Annotated in this window: 20 protein-coding genes and 1 pseudogene; 7 read left to right on the top strand and 14 right to left on the bottom strand. The window is 43.8% G+C overall.

What is annotated here, in order from left to right; genetic code table 11:
* Window positions 1-6: 6 nt before the first annotated feature.
* From rpoN to H3T75_RS01260, 3 genes are all read left to right on the top strand, one after another.
* On the top strand, window positions 7-1,383 hold the full coding sequence (gene rpoN / locus H3T75_RS01270; RefSeq protein WP_198210807.1) for an RNA polymerase factor sigma-54: 1,377 nt from the start codon (window positions 7-9) through the stop codon (window positions 1,381-1,383).
* A gap of 64 nt (window positions 1,384-1,447) precedes the next feature.
* A complete protein-coding gene (gene hpf, locus H3T75_RS01265; protein WP_084552097.1) occupies window positions 1,448-1,786 on the top strand; it encodes a ribosome hibernation-promoting factor, HPF/YfiA family in 339 nt (112 codons plus the stop codon).
* A gap of 191 nt (window positions 1,787-1,977) precedes the next feature.
* On the top strand, window positions 1,978-2,181 hold the full coding sequence (locus H3T75_RS01260; RefSeq protein WP_198210806.1) for a glycine zipper 2TM domain-containing protein: 204 nt from the start codon (window positions 1,978-1,980) through the stop codon (window positions 2,179-2,181).
* Between the two features lie 63 nt (window positions 2,182-2,244).
* On the opposite strand, the gene H3T75_RS01255 is transcribed toward H3T75_RS01260, so the two are convergent.
* Window positions 2,245-3,810, bottom strand: coding sequence for a TerC family protein (locus H3T75_RS01255; protein WP_025331277.1), 1,566 nt, complete (start codon window positions 3,808-3,810; stop codon window positions 2,245-2,247).
* Between the two features lie 274 nt (window positions 3,811-4,084).
* On the opposite strand from H3T75_RS01255, the gene yihA reads away from it, so the two are divergent.
* Window positions 4,085-4,732, top strand: coding sequence for a ribosome biogenesis GTP-binding protein YihA/YsxC (yihA, locus tag H3T75_RS01250; protein WP_198210805.1), 648 nt, complete (start codon window positions 4,085-4,087; stop codon window positions 4,730-4,732).
* Window positions 4,733-4,866: 134 nt separating this feature from the next.
* Here the strand turns inward: yihA and H3T75_RS01245 are convergent, their stop codons facing one another.
* The 13 genes and pseudogenes from H3T75_RS01245 to hisB form a co-directional block, all read right to left on the bottom strand.
* Window positions 4,867-6,297 carry a cell wall metabolism sensor histidine kinase WalK gene (locus H3T75_RS01245; RefSeq protein ID WP_084552099.1) on the bottom strand — a complete coding sequence of 477 codons (1,431 nt, stop codon included), beginning with the start codon at window positions 6,295-6,297 and terminating at the stop codon, window positions 4,867-4,869.
* 42 nt (window positions 6,298-6,339) lie between these two features.
* Complete coding sequence (locus H3T75_RS01240; RefSeq protein ID WP_084552100.1) at window positions 6,340-7,023, bottom strand: response regulator transcription factor; 684 nt, start codon at window positions 7,021-7,023, stop codon at window positions 6,340-6,342.
* Window positions 7,024-7,185: 162 nt separating this feature from the next.
* The gene (locus H3T75_RS01235) at window positions 7,186-8,994 is read right to left on the bottom strand and encodes a PglL family O-oligosaccharyltransferase (RefSeq protein WP_198210804.1); all 1,809 of its coding nucleotides are present in this window, start codon (window positions 8,992-8,994) and stop codon (window positions 7,186-7,188) included.
* A gap of 111 nt (window positions 8,995-9,105) precedes the next feature.
* Window positions 9,106-9,873, bottom strand: a complete 768-nt coding sequence (tatC, locus tag H3T75_RS01230) for a twin-arginine translocase subunit TatC (protein ID WP_025331282.1) — start codon at window positions 9,871-9,873, stop codon at window positions 9,106-9,108.
* A gap of 13 nt (window positions 9,874-9,886) precedes the next feature.
* A complete protein-coding gene (tatB, locus tag H3T75_RS01225) occupies window positions 9,887-10,363 on the bottom strand; it encodes a Sec-independent protein translocase protein TatB (protein ID WP_084585739.1) in 477 nt (158 codons plus the stop codon).
* A 9-nt stretch (window positions 10,364-10,372) separates the two neighbouring features.
* Window positions 10,373-10,573 carry a Sec-independent protein translocase subunit TatA gene (gene tatA, locus H3T75_RS01220; protein ID WP_084585738.1) on the bottom strand — a complete coding sequence of 67 codons (201 nt, stop codon included), beginning with the start codon at window positions 10,571-10,573 and terminating at the stop codon, window positions 10,373-10,375.
* Between the two features lie 84 nt (window positions 10,574-10,657).
* Window positions 10,658-11,005 carry a phosphoribosyl-ATP diphosphatase gene (locus tag H3T75_RS01215; RefSeq protein WP_232339882.1) on the bottom strand — a complete coding sequence of 116 codons (348 nt, stop codon included), beginning with the start codon at window positions 11,003-11,005 and terminating at the stop codon, window positions 10,658-10,660.
* 12 nt (window positions 11,006-11,017) lie between these two features.
* Complete coding sequence (hisI, locus tag H3T75_RS01210) at window positions 11,018-11,434, bottom strand: phosphoribosyl-AMP cyclohydrolase (protein WP_084565539.1); 417 nt, start codon at window positions 11,432-11,434, stop codon at window positions 11,018-11,020.
* A gap of 51 nt (window positions 11,435-11,485) precedes the next feature.
* Window positions 11,486-12,253: an imidazole glycerol phosphate synthase subunit HisF gene (hisF, locus tag H3T75_RS01205; protein ID WP_025331287.1), complete on the bottom strand. Its 768-nt coding sequence runs from the start codon at window positions 12,251-12,253 to the stop codon at window positions 11,486-11,488.
* Window positions 12,254-12,287: 34 nt separating this feature from the next.
* Complete coding sequence (locus H3T75_RS01200; RefSeq protein ID WP_025331288.1) at window positions 12,288-12,617, bottom strand: hypothetical protein; 330 nt, start codon at window positions 12,615-12,617, stop codon at window positions 12,288-12,290.
* Between the two features lie 147 nt (window positions 12,618-12,764).
* Window positions 12,765-13,502 (bottom strand): 1-(5-phosphoribosyl)-5-[(5-phosphoribosylamino)methylideneamino]imidazole-4-carboxamide isomerase, encoded by a 738-nt coding sequence (gene hisA, locus H3T75_RS01195; protein ID WP_198210803.1) that lies wholly within the window; start codon window positions 13,500-13,502, stop codon window positions 12,765-12,767.
* Between the two features lie 49 nt (window positions 13,503-13,551).
* Window positions 13,552-14,199 carry an imidazole glycerol phosphate synthase subunit HisH gene (hisH, locus tag H3T75_RS01190; RefSeq protein WP_198210802.1) on the bottom strand — a complete coding sequence of 216 codons (648 nt, stop codon included), beginning with the start codon at window positions 14,197-14,199 and terminating at the stop codon, window positions 13,552-13,554.
* Between the two features lie 529 nt (window positions 14,200-14,728).
* A pseudogene (hisB, locus tag H3T75_RS01185) lies at window positions 14,729-15,319 on the bottom strand (imidazoleglycerol-phosphate dehydratase HisB); the annotation flags it as partial.
* 242 nt (window positions 15,320-15,561) lie between these two features.
* Between hisB and H3T75_RS01180 the strand changes: the two are divergent.
* From H3T75_RS01180 to H3T75_RS01170, 3 genes are all read left to right on the top strand, one after another.
* A complete protein-coding gene (locus H3T75_RS01180) occupies window positions 15,562-16,521 on the top strand; it encodes a PhoH family protein (protein WP_041878921.1) in 960 nt (319 codons plus the stop codon).
* Window positions 16,522-16,726: 205 nt separating this feature from the next.
* On the top strand, window positions 16,727-17,569 hold the full coding sequence (locus tag H3T75_RS01175) for an SDR family NAD(P)-dependent oxidoreductase (RefSeq protein WP_198207177.1): 843 nt from the start codon (window positions 16,727-16,729) through the stop codon (window positions 17,567-17,569).
* Window positions 17,570-17,618: 49 nt separating this feature from the next.
* Window positions 17,619-18,239: a TetR/AcrR family transcriptional regulator gene (locus tag H3T75_RS01170; protein ID WP_078475723.1), complete on the top strand. Its 621-nt coding sequence runs from the start codon at window positions 17,619-17,621 to the stop codon at window positions 18,237-18,239.
* The last annotated feature ends 74 nt before the right edge of the window (window positions 18,240-18,313 follow it).

Genomic DNA, 18,313 nt, shown 5'->3' with positions numbered 1-18,313 from the left:
CTGCTTATGCAAAGGCCAGCTACTCATCTCCGACTCAGTCTTACAACCCGCCTTAGTCCGAAGCTGCAACAATCGCTACAGGTGTTGCAGCTGTCTACGCTGGAATTACAGGAACTGGTAGCCGGCTGGCTGGCGGATAACCCTTTTCTTGAGGAAGTAGAAAATACATCTGAAGACAGCTTTTCCGATACTCAGTATGTACAGCCGCCACAGCTGGGTATTATGCAAGACGAAAGTGATATCTGGGACACGCTGGCCGACAATCCTGATATGTATGAATTGCTACGCCGGCAGGTATGTGAATACAATCTGGATGACGTTACGGCAGCACAGGTGTATTTTCTGATAGAGAATCTGAATGAGCAGGGTTATCTGGACAGCAGTTTAACTGATCTGGTAGAAAATGCACCGCTGGAATGGCGGCTGGACGAAACAGAGCTGGCACAGGCGCTGACGATTCTGCAGCAGTTTGAGCCTACTGGTGTTGGTGCTCGGAATTTACAGGAATCTCTGTTACTGCAACTGGATAATCTGTCTGCTGAATCTGTCGATAATGATGAAATTCATACCTGCGCGCGCTTACTGATTAGCAAACACTTTGGTCAATGGCTGAGTACCCATCAGTTCAGACAACTTTGTCGGCAACTGCCCCAGTTTTCTGCAAACACACTTGAAGCAGCCTGTAAACTCATTAGCGCACTGAATCCTTATCCCTGTTACGGATTACCTGATCGTAATGGTATTCTGTCTGTACGCCCTGATATGGAAGTTTATATCAATAAGAGTGGCAAATGGCAGATACGCCTTTTGCATGATACTTTTCCTCAGCTGAGAATAGAACCCGGTGTCGAAGAGTGGATAGAGCAAAAAAGCACAGAAATGGATAGTATGTGTAAAAACAAATGGCAGGAAGCACAAACGTGTCTTCACAGCCTGCAGATGCGTAAAACCACTCTGCAACGATTGGGCGAATGGATTTTGCAGCAACAGCAGGATTTTTTCAATTTTGGTTCTCTGGCGCTGGCTCCCTTAACCATTAAAGAAACAGCTCAGGCTCTTGAACTGGCAGAGAGTACTGTTTCACGGGCAATCAATCAAAAATACCTGACCTGTTCACAAGGTGTTTTTCCTCTGCGCTATTTTTTCAACCAGTCTGTTGCAGCAATGGATGATGGAACAGGTAACAGTCAGACAGCAATTAAATCACTGCTGCAAAGTATAATTAACGGAGAAGACCCGCAACATCCCTATTCTGATACACATTTGGTAAATCAGCTGGCTAAGCAGGGTATTAATCTGGCCCGGCGCACAGTTGCAAAATATCGTGAGGACTTGAAAATTCCTCCGGCGCACCAACGTAAAGTAAAGTACACTAATCATTAATTTTCAGTTAACTTCCATAAAATTTATCCTGTTTTTTCCTAAACCCTTTAAAAAGGATCAGGCTATGAATCTTAAATTTATCGGACAGAATCTTGATGTTACCGCAGCTCTGAAAGACTACACACTGAATAAGCTGGAGCGCATTATCCGTCATGCCGATCAGGTCATCAGCGCAACTGTTACTTTCTCTGTATTTAAAGTACAGAAAAAAGCTGAAATTGATTTGCATCTTTCCGGTAAAGATATCCATATTGAATGTCTGGATAATGATATGTATGCTGCTATCGATTGTCTGATGGATAAACTGGACAGGGCTGTGATTAAATATAAACAAAAAAGGCAGCCTTCACATCAGACACCGGAAATATGTACTGATACGGATACTGCTACTGAACTTGAATAATCAGCAGATATTTTGAATATTTCTCTAAAATACATTTGTGATTTTGATTGCAGTTTTTTACTAAACTGCTTTGCTAAAGGTATATAATTAACTTTGAAATAATATTTTATTTGTAGTTAAATAGTTTATAGGTAATATATAAATATTAATTAACACGCAATTCTTTATTCAGAATAGAAAGAGGTATTAACATGAAATCAAGTCTAAAAACACTGGCTTTAATAGCTGCAGTATCTGCTTCTCTCTCTGCCTGTGCTGATATGACCCCGGCTCAGCGTAATACTGCTGCCGGTGTAGTAGTAGGAGGTGTGGCCGGTAATCTGTTAGGTAAAGACACCGGTGCTACATTAGGCGGTGCTGCGCTGGGTGGCGTTATCGGTAGCCAGATTCAATAATCAAATTAGTTAACGAAAAAAGCCTGCTGTTATCAGCAGGCTTTTTTATGGCTATCAATTGGATTATTCAGATTCCGGCTGTTCAATTTTGCTGATACGTACCCGTTCCAGACGGTGCCCGTCTTTGTTCAATACTTCAAAACGGTAACCGGCATAATCGATGGTATCTCCGACATCCGGAATATCTTGCATTTCTTCCATAATTAATCCGGCTACAGTATGGTACTCAGCGTCTTCCGGTAAAGTAGGCAAATGCAGGTGCTGAGCCAGAATGGCATACTCAAGACTGCCGTCTACAGTAACGCTATGATCGGCATTTTGCTGGATACTGGGTGCGTCGGCACGCTCATACTCTTCTGGGAAATCACCGGCAATGGTTTCCATTAAATCTTTCATGCTGACCAGTCCGAGTACAGCGCCAAATTCATCAACTACCAGCGCAATATCAGCACTTCGCGAACGAAACAACTCCATAGCATCTAGTACGGTGCTGCTGTCCGGTAAGACCAGTGGTTGCCGTAATGCAGCCTGAATATTTAATTGCTCTCCGCTTAATAACTGGTTAAGTAAATCTTTTTTATTTACAAATCCCAGTGGCTCATCAATTCCGGCTTTTCCTACTACTACCAGTCGTGAAAATGGTGTGCTTTGTAATTGTTGGCACTGCTGCTCACGTGGCTGAGATAAATCCAGACGTTCAATATCACTGCGCGGTGTCATGACACCCATTATCGGACGTTCGGCCAGAGTAAGCACGCTGCGAATCATGGATTTTTCATTTTCTTCAAAATGTTCGTCATCATCAGTTTGCGTACCATTTTTAGCCAGCTCTTTTTCACGCAGTCCCATCATACCCAGCACGCTGTCAGCGGTACGGTAACGCCAAGAGCGACCAATCATATCGTTACGACGGGTATTCCGGGTAGAAATCTGATTAAATATCTCGATCAGAATAGAGAAAGCAATAGCGGCATACAGATAACCCTTAGGTATTTCAAAGTGTAAACCTTCAGCAATCAGGCTGAACCCTATCATGAGTAAAAAGCCCAGACACAGCATCACTACTGTAGGATGGCGATTTACAAACTCTGTCAATGGTCCGCTTGCCCAAATCATCATTGCCATAGCAATAATCACGGCCAGCATTGCCACTGTAATGTGTTGCACCATGGCGACAGCGGTAATGACTGAATCAAGTGAAAATACCGCGTCAAGCACGACAATTTGTAATACCACACTCCAGAAACTGGCATAAACGGAGACATTGGTAATTGAAGCCATAGCAGTATGCCCTTCCAGCCGTTCATGCAACTCAGTTGTTGCCTTATAGAGCAGGAAGAGTCCGCCGCCAAACATAATCAGATCTTTAACTGAAATGGCAAAACCGCTGATATGTACAAAGGGCTTGGTCAGGGTAATGATAAAAGACATCAGTGCCAGCATCAGAATGCGGATCAGCACTGCCAGAGACAAACCAGCTATACGGGCATGGTCGCGCTTTTTCGGACTGGCTTTATTCGCCAGTATGGCTACAAATACAAGATTATCGATACCCAGAACGATTTCAAGAATTATCAGGGTAATCAGCCCTACCCATGTGGCCGGTTCTCCTAACCAGCTAAAATCCATTTTCTTTTCCTATGCGTTAAATACAAACAGGCAGCCTGCTACATGAGCAAGGCTGCCTTAAATCAGAGAAAAAACACGTCTACATGCACGATACAACTGCTCGAGACCTCGTCTTCCATCTGAAAGTTTCCTTAAAATAATCTTAAATGCAGTTTAGCAGCATAAAACAAAAAATCAAGTACCCCGCCTGAAAGCGAGCATTTACATAAACAGCTGAATCCGGACTGGGCTCAAAATATGGTATGCTATCACCTTACTATTTTTTTAATTACTCATGAATCTGTTTCGTCACGCCCGTTTTTATACTACCGTTAATCATCTGAAAGACCTGCCCGCAACCAGTGCAGAAATTGCTTTTGTCGGTCGCAGCAATGCGGGTAAATCAAGCGCAATCAATACACTGACTAATCATACTCGTCTGGCTTATGTATCCAAAACTCCAGGCCGTACCCAGCACATTAATTTTTTTGAACTGACTAATGGCGGGTTTATGGTGGATTTACCCGGTTATGGTTACGCTCAGGTACCTGAGGCAATCCGCAGACACTGGGTGACACTGCTGGGCGATTACCTACAAACACGCAAGCAACTGATCGGACTGATTCTGATTATGGATGCCCGCCACCCGCTTAAAGAGCTGGATAAACAGATGCTTGATTTTTTTGCGGTAACTCGGCGTCCTGTCCATATTCTGCTCTCTAAAGCAGATAAATTATCAAAAAACGATCAAATTAAAACCTTGTCCAGTGTTAAAAAAGCACTTCAACCTTACATTGCCCGCCAGCAAGTTACGGTACAACTGTTCTCCAGCCTGAAAAAGCAAGGTATAGATGAGGTCAATCAAATTGCCACTGATTGGTTTACCCAGCAAACTAACCTGATAACAGACGCGGAAAAACCAGACCAGAGAACCACAGATTAATAGTTATCTGTCGTACTATACATCTGCCAGACTAAAACCATATTGATATTGAAATTTAAATAGTAGCAGTTTACATACAACTACAACGTATTCTTCAGCGAGAACCTGCCAGCCGGATAAGAGCATAAATAACTTTATCGGCTGGCTACAGGCAACTGATTTTTATTTTTCTGGCGGTTCCTGTTTCTGCTCGGCGTAAATTTAGGCAGTAAAAAATGCATACTTAAACCCTTGGGTTGTTGATTATCTGCATAAATTTTGCCATGGTGACGATCAATGATGTGTTTGGTTAACGCCAATCCTAAACCTGTACCCGGTTTATTAGCACTGCTGTCTGCACGATAAAAAGCAGTAAAAATATGCGGTAACTGATTTTCTGCTACACCAGGACCATTGTCACTGATATCAACCTGCCATTGCTGTTTACCACCCTCATGCAGATAAACCTTAATTTCACTGCCATCAGGGCTGTAATTAATGGCATTACGCACAACATTATCAAAAGCCCGATATAAATAGCTTTCATTGGCTTTTACCATAGCTGTATCAGGAATATCACACTGCCATGATAAAGTCTGCTGATGCTGCATGGCTATGGCCTGATTGTCTTCCACGATTTGCTTGATTAGTGGCACCAAAGACAGGGGCTCCAGCGTAATAGGCAAATCAGAAGTTTCCAGCCGTGACAAGGTAAGCAGTTCACCTACCAGTAAATCCATACGTCCCAGTTCACTTTCCAGACGCTGCAAGTGTTGTTCCTGTTTTTGTGGTTGTACGTGAATCAAACCAATAATCGCTTGCATGCGTGCCAGCGGAGAGCGCATTTCATGTGATACATGGTGCAGCAGGTGACGCTCTTTTTCCACAAGCTTCTGCAGTTTATCTGCCATATTGTCAAACTGCACAGCCAGAGAATACAGTTCATCACGACGTTCTGATAGCTGATGAGAAACACGGGTCTGCAAATTCCCGTGAGCCAGACGATCCATCCCGCGCCACAATACGCGGATTGGCTGAGTAATGTTATTAGCCAATATATAGGCTGTTAATAAACCTACTATAATAATAAAGCTGAGAATGATAAATTCGTGCCAGACTGGTGCAATGGGTAAACCAGGAATAAAAAACGGGCTCGGCGGACGTGGAGTACGTTCATGGTTCCAGCCGCGAATCATGAAGAGATATTCTTCACCCAGTGAATTATAGGCAATCTGTACGAGTTTTGAGTGCGGATGTGACAAAGCGAACTCATGTGCTTTATCAATATCCTCAGGATCAATAGGGCGCCCTAGTATGTCATTTTTATTGTCACCGGTAATAACATACAGGTTTTCACCACCCGGACTATTCCCCCATTCAACCAGTTGTTCACGTATACCGGCATCACCACGTGCCTGAAACGCATTCATGGTGCTGCTCAGCAGATTTTCTTCAAAATTGCGCTGTTGTTTAAACCGTGTTTCGGCTAAAGTATTTTGTACCAGCCAGAATGAAGAACTGGCCACAAAAATGGCACAAACAATTACAGCACAAAAAGTAGCAAAGATACGGGGAAACAGTTTCATAAATCAGAACAGGCTGTTTATCAACAGCCTGTATCCACTGGTTCAGTTTTTTACAAACAGGTAGCCAAGACCACGCACAGTCTGAATCAGACTGGCATTGCCCAGCTTATGACGAATACTGGATATATGAACGTCGATACTGCGATCAAATTTAGCCAGCTTCCGGTCTAGTGCTTCCAGAGACAGTGTTTCTTTGCTAACTACCTGTCCGGCATGACGCATCAGCACTTCCAGCAGATTGAATTCGGTACTGGTCAGCTCCAGTGGTTCTTCTTCAATAGTAACCTGACGTTTAGCCGGATAAAGTACTACACCACTGGCTGAAATACTGTTCGGAATGCCATTCTGGTCATTGTCATGACTTTGATGTGTACGGCGGAGAATAGCATTGATACGAGCCAGCAATTCACGCGGCTGACAAGGTTTCGGCACATAGTCATCCGCACCCATTTCCAAACCGATAATGCGATCAATATCATCACCTTTGGCGGTTAGCATAATAATCGGAATCTTGCTTTGAACCCGTACCGTTTTCAATACATCCAGACCGTTCATTTTCGGCATCATGGAATCCAGAACCACTACATCATACTGACCGGTTAAAATTTCTTTAACACCGGCTTCACCATCAGCAACGCGGCTGACTTCCAGACCTTCTGCTGTCAGATATTCAGTGAGCAGTTCAGTCAACAAATTATCATCATCAATTAATAATACGCGATTCATATCATCCTCCTAAATGGAAGTGCGTTGTCTGTATTGACTACAGACGAATTTACTATATTTACACTTTGTATCTTAACATGTAGGTTGAGATTATCTTTACAATAACAAGGCTTTTGCTCATTTTTTCATTAAAAAGCACTATGTTAAATATTTGTCTGAACTCTATAAACAATTCACTTTCTGCATGCTTTGCTGCTGATATTTCAGGCAATCTTGTTGCAATTGTGGTATTACTACCACGGCCTTAGGCTGCTGTTTAAATCTGCTTATAAAACCAGGAACAAGTACAGGATAATAATGACTTACATGGCTGAACCACTCTTTAGCCTCATTATTCTGATGTGCTTGCTCTAAGTAAAATCCGCGCATGAAAGTGTTGCTATACGGGCGATACCGTCCGGCAAGCAATGCAGCCTGTTTACCCCATAAAGGTAAAAAAGAATCAGTAACATTCAACTTTTCGATAATTGCCATGTCTACATAATAACGAAGAAAGTACATTTGATTACGCAAATCATGCATACGGCTTACTTGTTCAGCCTGGGGCAGATTACGTTCAGCACGCACTTTTAAAAAACGCTGATAGTTCATCATTTGCCACAGAAGCAGAACCATCGAAATCAATACCACTATGGCGCAAAACTGATTTACACGGCCGGACGCCGGACGGCAAAACCGTTTCAAGTCTTCCTGTGATACAGGCGTTAATGCCACAAACAAAACAAACACAGCAAGAAAATAGCTGTACCACAGCGGATATTCCAGCATGCTGTGGCATAAAGACACCAGAATCATACTGATCAGCACAATTGATGCCGGATTAAATCCTTTACGTAAATGAGGCCAGATAACCCATAAAAAGCAGGCACTGACAATTAGCAGTCCGACTATGCCTGTTTCAGCCAGTAATTGTAGTACCAGATTATGACAATGAGTAAACAGCACAGTATTTTCATACTGACGAAAACCATTCGGATAAACATCTGCAATAGCAAAGCCCTGATATGAATAACTGCCCCAGCCATAACCAAACCACGGAGCGCTTTGAAATATCAGCCAGGCCTTATGCCACTCCATTTGTCTGCCAGACCGGGCAAATCCACCCTGTTCCAGCCGTGCTGTTCCGGATTGAAAATTGATATGCAGCAACATGTCAAATAATGGGCTTAATATCAGCTGAAACAGCAATACCAGACCTATGGCAATACCCAGCATCAGCAACAGGCGATTCGCTGCAGAGCCGGCACGCCAGCGCCAGAAAAATAGTGACAGTCCTATTACCAGCACATAGACAACAATCGTCCGTGAACCTATCAGTCCCATAATGCCGGTAAACCAGATTAATAAAACCCATACCAGCCAGTTAGGCAGACGTCGCTGTTCCCATAAAAAGCACAGTGCCAGCACGCCCCACATCAGATAATGCCCGAGATGATTGCGCTGTGCCAGCTGACCATAGATGTAATGATTACCCGGACCGCGCAATATTCCCGGTATCCGGCCTGCAATATCAGCAAACTGCATTACACATACGATTGACTGCAGTAATACACCCAGCACAAGAGCCATCGCCAGAATAGTGACAGCCTGAGTCTGGCCTATGCGAATCACCCATGCCCGTGCAGCCCATGCGAGCAAAGCCATTACTACAAATACCAGAGCAGTCAGATCAGACTGGCTGATATAAGTAAGATGCATAACTCTTGCCTGTAGCATCAGCAAAAAAGCGAGCAATAGCAGACTGATACAGGCAGGAGGAAATGAAAACTGAGTTTTGCGTGTCAGTACCGTTAATCCAGTCAGACAAAGAGCAAAAAATAACGTCCCGGCTTCCAGATAAAAGCTTGACAGCGTACCTACCCGCCAACTCGACATAAATGGCACAATGCATAAAGTCAGCATCCCCAGCCACCATATCAGTGTGGACAGACGGCAAATACTCGGACACGAATCAATTTGTGACTGATTCATACAACTCTCCAACGAATAACATCATTAGCCGGCTTATATTATTTATTAAACAGGCTGCCTGAAAATTCTCAGGCAGCCTGTTATTTCAGTAAAAAAGCAAAAGTGACAAAACTATTCTCTTCCCGAGTGGACTGTTAAAGCAGTCTTTTTGTTACTACTACCCCAACAGCGACACACCAGAATTCCTACTTCATAAAGAAGAATCAGCGGTATAGCAAGTAATGTTTGCGACAGCACATCCGGTGGAGTCACTACGGCAGCTACAACAAAAGCACCTACCACCACATAGGCACGGGCTTTTTTCAATTGCTGAACAGACACTACTCCGATTCTGTTTAACAGAATCACCAGTACAGGCACTTCAAATGTTACTCCGAATGCTACAAACATACCTAGAATAAAAGACAAATATTTATCTATATCAGTTGCCATACTGACACCGACAGGAATAACACCGGTAAGAAAACGGAAAATAACCGGAAAAACCAGATAGTAGGCAAATGCCATACCTAAAGCAAATAATAAAACACTGGCAATCAGTAATGGCAGTATCAGACGTTTCTCATGTCTGTACAAACCCGGTGCCACAAAAGCCCAGATTTGATACAGTGTATGTGGAAGTGTCAAAAGAAATGCTGCCATTAGTGTTACTTTTAACGGAACAAAAAACGGGGCAATCACTTCTGTGGCAATCATATGCTGACCTGCCGGAAGATTCGCCATTAATGGTTCAGCTACAAAAGTATAAATTTTTTGCGCAAAGGGCACCAAAACTGCAAAGCACAGCAGCAGAATTCCCAGAATCCACATCAAGCGGCGACGCAATTCCAGCAAATGATCAATCAGCGTCAATTCAGTATTTTCTTCAACCTGCTTCACAATCGGTTATCCATCAATGTCGGCGTACCCGCAGTTTAGGAGTAATGCTGTGCCGCGGTCGCATATCCCGCCGGCGTTGCAAAGCCTGCCGGCGTAACGATACCCGATGCAGCAACGGTGCTTCCCTTACCGGCAAATGATAATCTTGTGACGACCCAGAGAACTCAGGTGTACTGTCTGTTTCAGCCTGCTGTTCCTCTTTAGAGAGCTGACGTTTAAGTGCATCTACTTCACCGCGGATACTATGCACATTGGCATTGATATCATGCTCAAAAGAACGGGCTGCGGCTTCAATGCTGTCACGCGCCTGCCTGAATTCTGCCACGCCGGCCTGCTGACTCAGTTCGGTTTTAACATTGTTAATGAAATTCTGAATGCGCCCGACCCAGAGACCGGCACTGCGTGCTACCTTGGGTAGTCGCTCCGGTCCGAGTACAACCAGAGCCACAGCAGCAATCAGTAAAATTTCACCAAACCCCAAACCAAACATAAATGCTTTCTACACTTTGCTGTCGTCTTTATTATGTTCGATTACATCATCATTTTTTGCGCTTTCCCGGTCACTTTCGTTCAGTCCCTGCTTAAAATCGTGTACAGCTCCGCCCAGATCTTTACCAAGATTACGTAATTTTTTGGTGCCAAAAATCAGTACAACAATCAGTAATACCAAAGCCCAATGCCAAATTGAAAAACTGCCCATGATGTTATCCTTTACTTCAACTGCCTAAAAAAACATGCGCCTGCTGTTTACTCACAGCTGCGCATATTTAAAATTCCATTGTAATTACTGTGGCTGGCGACTGGCTTTTTCAGTCAGACCAGACACATTTTGCCGCTGCTGCAATTCCTGCAATACATCTTCAACCCGAATCTGATGATAAGTTAATAACACCATCGTATGAAACCAGACATCAGCAACTTCTTTAACTAAATGCTGTTTATCTCCGTCTTTGGATGCCATTAATACTTCACCGGCTTCCTCAATAACTTTTTTCAGGATTTTATCTTCACCGGCATGTAATAACTGAGAAACATAAGAAGTTTGCGGTGAAGCTTCACGTCTGCTGTCCAGCACATCAGCCAGTTCAGTTAATACTCTGGAAAAATCTGCTTTTTCCGGCATTTGTGTCATCCTGCTTCCTCTTTAATCAGTATGTGTGTGTCCTTTGTCAGGACATGTATATATTTCATTTTCATTTTTGATAACCGGATCAGTGCTCTGCCAGTCACCATCATGATAAACACGATAAAAACAGCTGGCATGTCCGGTATGACAGGCAATACCTCCGGACTGCTCAACCAGCAACACCAGTGCATCACCGTCGCAATCCAGCCGCATTTCATATACCTTTTGCGTATGCCCGGACTGTTCACCTTTCATCCATTGCTGCTGGCGTGACCGGCTGTAATAATGAGCCAGACCAGTACTTACTGTCTGACGCAAAGCTTCGGCATTCATCCATGCCACCATAAGAACGCGCTGAGTATGCCTGTCCTGCACCACCGCGCAAACCAGACCTTTATCATCCCACTTTATCGCATCCAGAAGCGTATCAAACACTGCAATTGTCCTTATTTTCAGGTAAACATACAACCATTATCGGCAGCCAGATTAGATACGCATCTCAATACCGGCCTGTTTCATGGCTATCTTGGCATCCTGAATACGTACTTCACCAAAGTGAAAAATACTGGCAGCCAGTACAGCATCAGCATGACCTTCCTGAACACCTTCTATCAAATGTTCAATATTGCCCACACCTCCTGATGCAACAACAGGAACCGACACAGCATCACTTACAGCCCGGGTTAACGGTAAATTAAACCCTGCACGGGTACCATCACGATCCATACTGGTCAGCAAAATTTCACCGGCTCCGCGTAAGGCCATATCCTGTGCCCAGGCTACTGCATCGAGTCCGGTGTGTCGGCGTCCGCCATGAGTAAAAACCTCCCAGCAGGTATTCTCGGCATTGACTGCTTTAGCATCTACCGCCACAACAATTGCCTGATTACCGAAAAATGCACTGGCTTCACTAACCAGTTCAGGATTGGTCACTGCTGCGGTATTAATTGATACCTTATCAGCACCGGCATTAAGTAAGCGGCGCACGTCTTCAACACTGCGTACGCCGCCCCCTACTGTCAGCGGAATAAACACTCGGCTGGCTACCGCTTCAATAACATGTAAAATCGTATCACGATTATCCGAACTGGCAGTAATATCCAGAAAAGTCAGCTCGTCAGCACCTTCATCATTATAACGCTGTGCTACCTCAACCGGACTACCGGCATCACGCAAAGAAACAAAATTAATTCCCTTAACTACTCGCCCGTTATCAACATCCAGACAGGGAATAATACGTTTGGCTAAAGCCATAATAATGCCATCTTTCTCTGCTACTGAGCAGCAATCATTTACCTAGCCACTGCGCAACCAGAGCAAAAATATGATTCTGATAAAAATAGTAAACAATACCCACAACTAATGTATAAATCACGGCACTGGTAGTACTTACAGCAATAATATCAAAGAGCCATATGACAATGAATACAAATACCCATTGTGCTATCCATCCTACTAACCAGACATTGTTAACTTCCGGCCATGCATGTTCTATGATGCTGCTGAATACCATCATCGCCATCGTAAATATACTGGCCTGAAAAAAAGTCTGTCTCGGGCGGTTCATTGTAAACAATAGCCATAAAACTATTACTACCGCACCTAAGATGCTAACCATAAACGTCCTCCCTGATTACCTGTACAGTTACAGTCCAAAAATCATATTGGCTATCGGTATTAATCGAGTCCTATATGATTATTATTAATTTATACAAAATCAGATTATCAGAAAATATTCTGATACAAGCACTGTCAGCAAAATTTATTACTTATACTGATCAGCCATCCGCTGTGCTGCGGCCAGATCAAGTGAACCTTCATAAATCGCGCGTCCTACAATAGCTCCGGTAACACCCTGCTCGGCTACGGCACATAAAGCTTCCACATCTTTCATACTGCTCACCCCGCCGGATGCAATAACCGGCACAGAAGCTGCCTGTGCCAGCTTGACTGTGGCGTCAATATTCACACCACTCATCATTCCGTCACGACCAATATCAGTGTAAATAATACTGTTAACACCATCATCCGCAAACTGTCTGGCTAGCTCAGTAACATGGATATCTGTCACTTTTGCCCAGCCATCAATGGCAACCATGCCATCTCTAGCATCCAGCCCCACAATAATTTGTCTGGGGAAAGCTGCACATGCCTGACGCACAAATTCGGGATTATTCACAGCTGCTGTACCAATAATGACAAAACTCAGTCCTAGCTGCAGATATTGTTCAATTGTATGCAAATCACGAATGCCACCGCCAAGCTGTACAGGCACATTATCCGCTACCTGTTCAAGTATCGCTTTGATGGCGGTCATATTTTCTGGTTTTCCAGCAAAAGCACCATCCAGATCAACTAAATGCAAACGACGCGCACCCTGCTGACACCAGTGCACAGCCATCTGTGCAGGCTCATCAGAAAATACAGTGGCTTTTTCCATCAGCCCCTGTTGAAGACGTACACACTGTCCGCCTTTTAAATCAATTGCCGGAATCAATAACATATTAAATTCAAATATACTGACGAGTTAAACACCGGTACCTTTACTTCAATTAAAACGTACCATCCCACCGCAAAAAATTACCCAGCAGCTGCAAACCGGCCGCATGGCTTTTTTCAGTATGAAACTGCGTAGCAAAAACATTATCTCTGCCTACTATACAGGCAAAATTACCGGCATAATCAGCCGTACCCAGAATAATTGACGGATCCTCTGGTCGCAGATAATAACTATGAACAAAATAAAACCATTCATCCTGAGCCACACCGGCAAATAAAGGATGCTCTTGCATCTGATGTACACGGTTCCAGCCCATATGCGGTATTTTCAGTGGTCTGCCATCAGTACTTAATGCAGCCTGAAAATGCGGTACCGTACCCTGAAACCAACCTAATCCGGCCGTATTACCCTCTTCGCTACATTCAAACAGCAATTGCGCACCAACACAGATACCAAAAAACGGTTTGCGCCGCAATCCGTCTTCCAGCGCATCAGCCAATCCGCTCTGCTGTAAAGCAGCCATACAGTCCGGCATAGCCCCCTGACCAGGAAAAATAATTTTATCAGCCTGATATACCTCATCCGGTTCGGTTGTCAGAATAACTTCAGCCTGCATCTGCTGTAACTGGTTTGCTGCCTGTACAGATTTCAGCACTGAATGCAGATTTCCCATACCATAATTGACAATGGCTACTTTCATCTTCATATCTTTATAAAATCAACTGAACATACCTGCAGCAAAAGTTTATCCGGAGTCCGGTTATCACTAACGGGCTGCCTGCAAAGAAACAGCTTGTTATCATACATGAACACCGGATAGCTGAAAATCTGAAACTGGCAGATTATGATACCTAGCCATAATCTTGCTAAAAAAACGCATATTTATCAGCAATTATGCTGATTATTTCCATATTATCCATCAGAATTTTATTATCCGGTGACTGATTTCATTTATTTTTATCCGTTAAATTCAATGACAGCTAACCGTAAAAAAATAATCCTAAAGATATAAATAACCGGCATATTCATCAGCAATTTGTTGTACAAGCCGATAGAAACTGTAATCAATCACTTCAAATACAATATAACGTATATAAGACAGCCATCAGTAATTGTGATTTGCAAAATAAATTATTGCAGATGGTTTCATAATTACTCGTACAGACCGACATAAATAAATTTATCCGCCAATGTATACACACCAGCGGATTAGAATCTATACAAAACCATTATGCAGTCAGCGTACCTTTCGTCGACGGCATCACCCCTGCCATTCGCTCATCCTGAGTAACAGCCATTCGCAAAGCACGACCGAAGGCTTTAAAAATCGTTTCTGCCTGATGATGAGCATTCAAACCACGCAAATTATCAATGTGCAAAGTCATCATGGCATGATTCACTAAACCATGAAAAAATTCACTGAACAAATCCACATCAAACCGGCCGATTAACGCCCGGGTAAACTCTACGTTATACACCAGACCGGGGCGACCGGATAAATCCAGCACCACCCTGCTCAAAGACTCGTCCAGCGGCACATAACTATGACCATAACGCGTAATACCGCATTTATCACCCAGTGCCTGTTTTAACGCCTGTCCCAGCGCAATGCCAATATCTTCAACAGTATGATGATCATCAATATGCAGATCTCCGCGACAACGGATATCCAGATCAATCAACCCATGACGGGCAATCTGATCAAGCATATGCTCCAGAAAAGGCACTCCGGTATCAAAATTTCCTACACCGGTGCCATCAAGATTAATACTTATTTGTATTTTTGTTTCACTGGTATTACGCGTAATTGTCGCAGTTCGCATGCAATGTTCCATTTCAGAATTATTTATATATGCAGTAGTATAAATTGCCTGCAGCATTTCTCCACCACACCTACAATCTATATCAACTCATTTCTGCCGGCAAGGTCAGCCGGTGTTTTCTTTAAGCAAACACAAAAAACACTTTTATCAGATAAAATATTATCAAATCATCCTCTCTTGCTTTCGATCAGCCTGACTACATATTAAAATCAATATTTATCTTTTTATTTATTGTAATTATGAGTCAAACCAGCCATTATCAGTTACATCAGATAGACAATATTTCTCTGCAACGCCTGTGCGGCGTATTAGACCAGCACATTATCAGCCTGGGCAAAGCTCTGGATCTTGAAATTACCCGTCGTTTTGACCATTTTACCTTAAGCGGAGAACATATCAGTCAAGGAGTGAAAGCATTGGAGAATCTGGCCAGCATAGCGCGTGAGCGCGATATCAGCGATAGTGACATCCATTTAGCTGCGGTAGAAGCCAAAACCACCACCCAGGAAAATTCAGACTACCATGAACCCAAAGTCTGGACACTGCGCACCCGCCGCGGCAACATCAGCGGGCGCACCCCGCGTCAGAACGGTTATATACAGGCATTATTAAAACATGATGTCGTATTTGGTCTGGGACCTGCCGGTACCGGTAAAACCTATCTTGCTGTCGCCGCCGCAGTAGATGCCATTGAAAAACATCAGGTAGAACGTATCGTACTGGTTCGTCCAGCTGTAGAGGCCGGGGAAAAACTCGGATTTCTGCCGGGCGATCTGGCACAAAAAGTCGATCCGTATCTGCGTCCCCTGTATGACGCCCTTTATGACCTGATGGGCTTTGACCGTGTGACCAAACTACTGGAAAAAGGGCTGATTGAAATCGCACCTTTAGCCTATATGCGCGGACGCACACTTAACGGGGCTTATATTATTCTGGACGAAGCCCAGAATACCACACCGGAACAAATGAAAATGTTCCTGACCCGTATCGGCTTCGGAGCCAAAGCAGTGATTACCGGTGACATCAGCCAGATCGACTTACCTAAAAATATCAAAAGCGGTCTGAAAGATGCGCGTGAAAAACTCAGCAACATTGAGGGGATTTATTTTCACGTGTTCACCAGCGAAGACGTAGTACGCCATCCGTTAGTACAGAAAATTGTCGACGCTTATGATGAAGCAGCTGAAAAAGAACAGTAATCTTTTAATTAACGATTAAACAAAGCACGCTGATAACGCAATAAAATACTTTGATTACCGGCAGAAGCTGCATATTCCGCACAGACAGGAAAATGATATTTTACCGTCTGCTGCTATCAGCATAACTGTCAAACAACCCGGACATATCCATTTTCCGGCATGTTAAACTACATACGGTAAATAAATTCTAACCAACATAAATATGATGAAAACTATTCTGATCACAGGCTGTTCCAGTGGTATCGGGTATGCAACCGCTCAGCTTCTGCGACAAGACAACTGGCGCGTTTATACAAGCTGCCGTCGGGCAGAAGATGTAGAGCGCTTACGTTCAGAAGGTTTTCACAGTCTGCAACTGGATATTACCAATGATGAACAGATACAGGCAGCTATCGAAACCGTAATAGCTGAATTCGGTCACCTTGATGCTTTATTTTGCAATGCCGGTTATGGACAGACAGGTGCAGCCGAGGATCTTTGCCGGGCAGCCTTACAGGAACAGTTTAATACCAACGTATTCGGCACATGGCAATGCATCAACGCAGCAATGAAAATTTTCCGGCGTCAGCAGTATGGTCGTATTCTGGTAAATTCCAGCATACTGGGCTATGCAGCCATGCCATGGCGCAGTGCTTATACCAGCAGTAAATTTGCACTTGAAGGACTTTGTGATACATTGCGTCATGAAACTCATGCCAGTGGTATTTATATCAGCCTGCTTGAGCCCGGACCGATCACCAGTCGCTTTCGTCCCAATGCACTGATTAAATTCAAACAATATATAGATGTTGAAAACAGCGTGCATCGTGCCGCCTATCAGGCACAGCTCAACCGCCTGCAGGCAGCCGGTTCTGTCGCACCATTTACACTGACTGCCGAACAATGCGCCCAGGTCTGCGCCCGTGCACTCAATGCCAGCAAACCTAAAGCACGTTACCCGGTTACCGTACCGGCACACCTCTTCTGGTATCTGAAAAAATTCCTGCCCATCAGCTGTCTGGACTGGCTATGTCGCACTGCCGTCAGAAAACAGGGAAAATCAAACTGACCCCTGCCACAGCCATTTGTTCCAACCAGCCCGCAAAAATCTTATAACAATGACAGAATTATTCAGTACACCCTCATTATCCCGCAAAGGTAATAACACCAGAATCGCCCTTATCCGCAGCGGCGTAGCAGCCATGACCACACACGGCTACATCAGTGCCAATATTGAAAGCATACTGAAACAGGTAGGCGTACCCAAAGGTTCTTTTTATCACTATTTCAAGAGTAAAGAAGAGTTTGGCATAGCCATACTCGAATACTACGACCACTTTTTTACTGAAAAACTGGAACAACATTTATTAAACCAGAATATCTCTTCCGCACTGGCCAGAATTAATGCATTCTGCACAGATGCCAAAACCAGCATGGCCAAATATCATTTCAACAGAGGTTGTCTGGTGGGTGAGCTAATGCAGGATGAATCTCTTCTGCCACAAAATTATCCTGCTTTACTCAATAATATCCTGCACAACTGGCAGGAAAAAATAGCCTGCTGTTTGCAGCTGGCGCAACAGCAGCAAGAAATCAGTTCACAAACAGACTGCACAAAACTGGCTTACTTCTTCTGGCTTGGCTGGGAAGGTGCAGTCAGCCGTGCCAAATTACTCAAAAATGCAACGCCGCTGGATATCTTTACCGAACAGTTTTTTAATCTGATAAAAAACCATTAGTCAGCTTCCAATATCTGTTGCCAGCCATAATTAATGACACTCTACTTAACTGAAATTTAATCAAAATCCCTTAT

The sequence above is a fragment of the Snodgrassella sp. W8135 genome, from assembly GCF_016101225.1.
Classification (GTDB): Bacteria; Pseudomonadota; Gammaproteobacteria; order Burkholderiales; family Neisseriaceae; genus Snodgrassella; species Snodgrassella alvi.
The sequence above is the reverse complement of the archived record's forward strand: the minus strand, read 5'-3'. Positions and strand labels throughout refer to the sequence as shown.